This is a genomic window from Streptomyces sp. NPDC086077, from assembly GCF_040686175.1.
GTDB lineage: Bacteria > Actinomycetota > Actinomycetes > Streptomycetales > Streptomycetaceae > Streptomyces.
Genome location: NZ_JBFBJT010000241.1, coordinates 1 through 7,124, shown reverse-complemented (window position 1 = coordinate 7,124; position 7,124 = coordinate 1). Strand labels below are relative to the sequence as shown.

The following is a 7,124-nucleotide window of genomic DNA, read 5'->3' as shown; positions in this document are numbered from 1 at the left end:
TATGTCGTCTTCTGCTTGACCGTGCGGGTGCCCGTAGGGGTCGTAGTGCGGGTGGTCACCTCGCCGGCCTGGACGATCCACGCCTCTGTGGTGCCCCAACTGTAGGTGTGGCTGCCTGTCTTGTGAGACCAGGGGGTGTTGATGGTGCCGCTGACTTCTTCGGTGCCGTTGTAGACGATGGTCTCGCGGACGAAGCCGGCGTACTGGCGTGAGTCGTCGATGGCGGTGCCGGTGGAGTCGGTTACCTTCTCCACCCGTGCGGTGCCGTCGAGTTCCTTCTCGCCGTTCAGGCCGCGCATGTAAAGAGTGGACTTCTTGGAGCGCGGGCCTTCGGCGTCGCCGGAGGTCTCCACGACCTTGCCGTAGCCGCGCCACTGCGACCAGGTGCGGTTGGACGCCTTGGTCAGGCCCTCGTCGTCGGCGTAGGCCCAGCCGGCGCCGCCTTGGTAGTCGTAGTACTTCTCGCCGGTGTCGCCGTGGCCGTAGGGGTCGTCCTGGAAGACGGAGGTGACTACGTATTTGTGGAACCAGTCGGTGACCGGGGTCGCCCCGGACTGGGACCACTTGACCGGGAAGCAGCGGCGGGCGTTCTTGTCAATGTCCGCCGGCATGCTGGTGCCCCAGATGCAGTCCGGATCGGAGTAGTTGACGGTGAGGGTCGAGCCGGTCTCGGACTTGATGGTGCGCACCCGCCACTTGATGTAGCGCAGAGTGTCCGGTCCGCTGCCCTCGACGTGGTTGGGCATCTGGATGCCGCCGAAGACGACTGGGGGCATGGCGGCCGTGGTGGTGTTGGCCTTGCCGGTGTTCTGGATGGACTTCAGCCACAGGCTGGGCGAGGAGGCATCACCGGTGTCGGGGAAGTCGTGCTCGAGGTGCCAGGCGTCAACAGCCCTGTTGGTGGTGCCGGTGCCCGTCCAGACGTAGGTGTTGATGTCGGTGAGCCGGTACCGGGTGAAGAAGGACGGGCCGATCTGCGTGGTGCACTTGGTGTTGGCTGCGCAGATCATGTCGTACGGCACGTCGGGCCAGTTGGCCTTGGTGGCCTCGGTCAGGCTGGAGCAGCCGTCGGTGACGACGCAGCGCTGGCCGTAGATGAAGGTGACCTTCTGGGCCGCCGGCTTGGCGTAGATGAGGTCGCTGCGCTGACCGTAGTCGATGCGCTTGAGGTAGCCGCCCCGGGTGTAGGAGGTGCCGTTGACCGTGGTGTCGGCGTTCTTGGAGTAGTAGTTGATCTCCGTGCCGTACCAGTAGGTGGAGGCGTTGCCGTGGGTGTCGACGACGTAGTCAAGGTTCCACCGCCAGGCCTGATTGCAGAAGGAGTCGGCGAAGCCGGTCGTTTTGTTGCAAGGCTCGTCGGCGTCGTCGCCGAAGACGGGGACGGTCCAGACGGAGTCGGTGACCGGGTCGTCGTCGGTGGTGCTGGTGGTGCCCTTGTCGCTCCAGCCGGGCAGGCGGTGCTTGCCGAAGTAGTACTGGGTGCCGGAGGCGTCCGTGACCTTCCAGTACTCGGTGTTGTTGTCGCCGTTGCCGGTGGCGCCGGTCAGGTGCTCGACACGGGTACCGTCCTCGTTCTTCAGCCTCCATGAGCCGCCGGACGCTTCGGAGAGGGCTGCGGTGTCGCAGGCTGTCTTGTCAGTGCAGGTGTTGACCAGTTCGACGGCTTTGCCGTTGAGGACGAGGGTGGCGTTGGCGTACTTCCAGCACTGGTCGCCCTTGCCGGACTGGCCGTCGTCCTTGCAGGAGCCGTACTTGCGCTCGATGTAGGACTCGGTGATAGAGAAGCCTTCACCGACCTGTGAGGTCTGGTTGTTCTCTCCGGCCGTGCGGCCGTCGACCGAGGCGGAGTTGTAGGAGATGGACAGGTTCGGGGCAGGGCCGGCAGTCGCAGGGGGCACCCGCAGCGGGTAGTTCCAGGTGAAGTCGCCTGTGCTGCCGCCGGCTTCCCAGGTCGCGGTCGGGGACAGTGGGGTGGCGCTGTAGTCGCTGCCGCCGCCGGAACTGTGGGCCGCCGCCGCCAGCAGCATCGGGGTGCCGGCCGCGAGGGCGCGGGCGGAGACGGTGCCTGACACGGTCTGGGACTCGGTGTCGTTGTCCGCACCCGGCACTGGGGTCTGGGTACGGCAGGACTCCTTCTCCGGAGTGGTCAGCGCACATGCGGGAAGCGTCACCAGGCGCAGACGGGGTCCGAAGTTGCCGCCGTAGGCATCCTTGAAGGAGCTGTATTTCAGGGAGACCCGGAGCCTGTCGGTGTCGCCGGCCGATGATGCAGCTTCCGCAGGGTCAACGGTGAGCAGGACACCGTTGACGCCCGCCTTCTTCGCGGCCGACCGCGAATGGACGCGCAGCGCCACCCTCTCGGCCGGACCGGACGCCTTGGCCTTCATCCGCGTTTTCGCCGACTTGACCGCGGCGGGCTCCTGGGCCAGCGCTATGTCCAGTCCGCCCACGGTGACAGCGGCCCGGCCGGTCGCCGCGACCTCGGCGGTGGCCTTCCCGGCCTTCGGCCAGGCAGCCTTCTTCAGCCGCTCACGGGACTTACGGGACGCCGGTGCGGCCTTGTCCTTGGGAGCCTTGGACGTGGCGGGCTTGAGCACGCCCACCTTGTCGATCTTCGCGTCGGGACGGTCCTCCAGCGGCTTGCGCGCAGCCGAGGGCTGGGCCTGCGCGGCGAAGTCGTAACCCGAGGGAATCACGACTTGCGGCAGGAGGGACAGGGAGGCTACGAGCGCGCCACGGCCTAGCCAGCGGCGTATGACCGCCCCTGGCAAGCGTGTGCGAGAACGTGATGAAGACACAGTGAGTCTCCGTACTCGGAATGGGACAGGGAACACTCGCGTGGTGCCGTCGGCGTCACCCGAGCGTTGTTCGTGGAGCGCGTCCGCAAAGACGCGCGAGGTACCGGTGCGTCGGGGATGTGCGGACCGGGCCGACGTAGCCATGACGGGCCAGGCCGATCCGAGGATTGGTTGGGTCAGGGCGAGGCGCAGATGCCTCGCCCTGACCCGCCCCTGCATTTACCTCTGCTCGGCGTTGTGCCGGTTGGCGATCTCGTCGGTGGAGGTGGCTCCGGCCCAGACGCGGACGCTGTCGATCCTTCCGGGGAAGTAGCGGGCAGCAGCGCCGTTGATCTTCGCCCGGCCGATCTCGAACGCTCCGCTGCCCTGCCACGGGGCCGAGTACGGCACGCCGTCCTCGTCACCCATCAGAGCACTGCCGACGTAGAGCCTGAGCCCTCCCAGCTTGGACGTGTCATCGGGGTCAGCTGCCGCCTGGGCGTCGTAGACGACCGTCAGCATGACGGGGACGCCCAGCTGAGCCGTGGTGACCGCGGTGGACTCGCTCTTCGTCCAGACCGCGCCGGTGCCGTCCTTGTCGGGACGGCCGTACGTCCACCGTCCCTGAGTACTGCCCGCCGGCTGCTCGTACCAGACACCCCAGGAGGACTGGCTCGTCCCCGACTGTCCGAACACCTGCACCGCGTACGACTTACTGGTATCGGCGAGCTTGGCCGGGTCCAGCGTCACCCAGGCGGTCGCGGTGAACGAACCGGAGTCGTCCACGACCGGTCCGGGGGCGGTGGCATAGGCGCTGGTGCCGTTCAGGGTCATGGTCTGTACCGTCGTGACGTCCTCGCCGAGTTCCGGGTCGCCGACCGTGTACTGGGTGAGCACGGCCCCGTTGAGGGTGAGGTTCCGGCCGAAGCCGCTGGTGTCCTTCACCGTGGTTCCAGTCGCGTTGGTCACGTCGTTGGCGTCCCACTTGGCGACGAGTGCCGGGACCGGGTCGCCAGCGGTGCCGTCGCTGATATCTTCGTCCTCCAGCCATGCGTCGTGCGCAACTTCGGTGTCTGCAAGTGCGCGAGACCAGACCTTTACCTCGTCGATGGTCCCGGTGAAGTACTCCTTGCCGGTCGCGGCAGCCCACGACCGTCCGACTTGCAGGCCGCCGGACGCCTTCCACGGGGTGACCGTGAACGGCACCGGATCGCCCTGCGGGACGCCGTTGACGTAGAGCTGGATGGTCTGCGCCGCTGAGTCGTAGACGCCCGCCAGATGGGTCCAGGCATTGAGGACTGGCGGCTTGGTGCCGATCGAACGCGTGATCGACGGGGCGGAGACGTCTGTCTGGTGCCGGTTGAACACCCAAGCGTTCAGGGCTGATGAGTAGTACAGCGCGAACCCAGAGGCATTCGTCCCCGCCTGTGTCAGCACGGTTGCGTTGACGTCTTTTTTCCCCAGACGGGCCCAGGCCGAGACGGTGAAGGACTTGCTGGTGTCCAACACCGCAGCGGAGGTAGACAGGTATCCGGTCGTACCGTTCAATTTCGCCGCGCCGGCCCCGCTGCGGGCCAAAGTGTCCCACGTTGCCCCCGAGGAGTTCAGCGGGTGCTGGTTGGCCGTCGTGGAGTCGGTCAGCGAGTTGTCCAGGTGCCAGATTCCCGAGGGCAGCTCAGCACCCTTCACCAGGAAGCTGTAGTAGCCGGTCAGTGAGCTGTGCCCGGCGGCGTCGTAACCCCAGACCTGGATGGTGTTCTCACCAGCCTGGTTCGGCGTGATCGTCTGCGTGGTGGCCGTGCCCTTGGGGACCGGGATCGGGGCAGAGACCGCGCCGCTGTTCAGCTTCCACTTGTAGCTGACTACGTCCGACTGGATGCCGGTTGTGGTGGAGTTGGTGTCCGCAGGGGTGAAGGTGAACCTGCCCGGTGTGCCCACCCCGCCCGCGGCGGGATCGGTCTCGGCCGGCTTGTAGATGCCGTCCGCACTGGACACCACCGGAGGCGGTGGCGAATCGGTGTCCACCCGGAAGTAGCACCACGACGACCAGGGCGAGTCCAGGACACCGGTGGCGCCTCGGTCCGTCATGTAATAGGCCTGCGTCTTGACCCGCATCTGGTAATCCGTCTGCGGCGCCAGTGCGCTGGACGTCGCAGTCCGTGCCGCTTTATCGGCAACCCACGCCCCGTCCGGGGAGTACGCGTACCAGACGCGGCTGGAACCATCAGCCTTCCACACCTCAAACAGGGCACGCAGCTGCGCGTTGGATCCATCGGCCGACTGCACCGTGGCCAGCATCTTCGGGGTCGTGTCACTGGTGGCGAAAGGCAGCGTGGAGGCGTTGCAGGCCCGGCCGGTGGTGCCCTGCTGCACACCGTAAGAGGTCGGCTTACCAGGGTAGGAGACGTAGGTTACCGACAGCTTCGCATCGTTACGGAACCGCGCCCAGGCGCCGGCGTCAGCCTCGTCGTGCGCCGTCAGCGAGAAGGTGATCTGCGATTCCTTGTTCGCGGCGTAAGACGCGAGAGTCGTCGTCAGGTTCTCGTTGGTCTCCCCGCTCACGTTGTCGCTGAAGCGGACCCAGTTCGCCGGCTGCGCCGGATCACACAGCGTGCCCCGCCCGTAGGCCACGCTCCGGTCGCCCATCAGGTCCACCGCGCTGGGCCGGGTCGACCAGGTGGTGCTGGAAGAGATGCTCTTGTTTACGCGGTTCAGGTCGTAGGTGTGCGGCGTGCAGGTGAACGTCCACACCTGGTACACCTCCATCGTCGCGTCCAGGATCTTCTTGCCGTGGATCGACGACAGCGGATACTCGAAGTACAACCGCTGGGTGTACGGGCTGTAGGAGCAGAGGTAGCCGGCGTAGTTGGAGCAGCGCCCCACGCCCTTGTCCCCGTCAAACTCCCAGAACTTGTCACCATCCGAGGACAGCGCTGTCCAGTCACCCAGAGCGATGCCCTTGGTCGGCGGGTCGATGTAGAGCGGGAACACCGTGTCTTCGCCGTGGAGCAGCTCCGGGTCGGGGGTAATCTCCAAAGCGGTGCCGGTGACCTTGAGCGGCAGCTCGGCCGCGGCGTCACCGCTTCCGGGCCCCTCCGAAGGTGCCGGTTCGCCCTTGGCATCGGGCAGTGGTGCCGCCTCCGTCGTCTCCTGCTGGCCGTCAACCATGGCCTCTGCTGGGGCAGCGGTGCGAGCGAGTTGCGTGGTGACGCCGCCTGCGGGACTGTCACCGGCGGAGTCCCACATCCGCCCAGCCGGACTCTCGAAAACCGGGGTGCCGTCGCCATCTCGGGCGACGAAACCGCCATCGGCAGTCGGGGCGATGTCCAGGCCCTCGCCGGAGACCGTCATGTTGATCGTTGCGAGGGCTGGGTTTTTGGCCGCCTCGGCCGTCTTGACGACGAGCACCGAGGTGTAGCCGGTGCTCAGCGCGGTCAACCGAAGGTCGACGTCGGGCAAAACGCTCTCGTAGGTGGCGGTGTCACCGTCGAGCCGCGGCTCGGGAAGCGCGGTAGGCCAGCCCAACTGCAGCTCGTGCCCCTCGTCCTCTAGCGTGACCAGTTCGTCGCCACTGCCGCCGCCCGAGAATGTGAGACCGGCCGTCGTGTTCCTCGCCCGTACCGAGCCGTCAGCCTCGCGCACCAGGGTGGTGTCGATGGGGGCCCAAGTGCCGTCGTCCTTACGGGCGCGGACCGGAGCCGCGTTCATCTCCTGCGTGAACGTGCCGTCCGGGTTGGCGAAGACCTGCGACGACTCGGTGGTAGCCGTCTCCACGCCCACCCGCTCACCAGTCTCCGCCGCGAGCGCACTCGCCGCCGACTCTCCAGTACTGTCAGCCCCTGCCGAGGCCGCCGCGTCGTCGGCGGCTGCCGGAGTCGGCCCGAGCCCAATAGCCGGAACAACACCCCCCAGGAGCGCGACAGCTATCGCCCCGCTTCCTACAGCCCGGCGCCAGCCGCGCCCTCGTCTTCGGGTAAACACGCCCCACCCCACCCCTTAAATTTTCATGAAGACCAATGAGTGAAGATCATGTGCTGGCCGAACACGCAGGTCAATGGTTTTGCGGATCAGCAAGATGAGTTCGCAGCCAGTACCGAGGTGGTCAGACCTCAGCCGGCACACACAACGACTACTTTCTGCGCGACAAGCACAATCGCCCGATATGGCCGCCTTATCCACGATCAAGTTTTCCCCAGGTTGGGCGGTTTGAGCGTCATGTAATTCTCCATCCCGAATTTCCTAATTGGCCATAAGAAGCCATTTCAGTTGGCGTGATCTTGCGGCAGTCTGGGGTGATGACTGCTGCGCTTGTCGAGCGGATGGCGCCGGAAGAGCTATGGACGTTGT

Annotated in this window: 1 protein-coding gene and 1 pseudogene; both read right to left on the bottom strand. The window is 66.2% G+C overall.

All coding sequences use genetic code 11. The features are described 5' to 3' along the window. Positions 1-2,696, bottom strand: a pseudogene (locus tag AB0O67_RS35735) (hypothetical protein); the annotation flags it as partial. Positions 2,697-3,017: 321 nt separating this feature from the next. After that, positions 3,018-6,557: a LamG domain-containing protein gene (locus AB0O67_RS35730; protein ID WP_365459763.1), complete on the bottom strand. Its 3,540-nt coding sequence runs from the start codon at positions 6,555-6,557 to the stop codon at positions 3,018-3,020. Positions 6,558-7,124 lie beyond the last annotated feature (567 nt).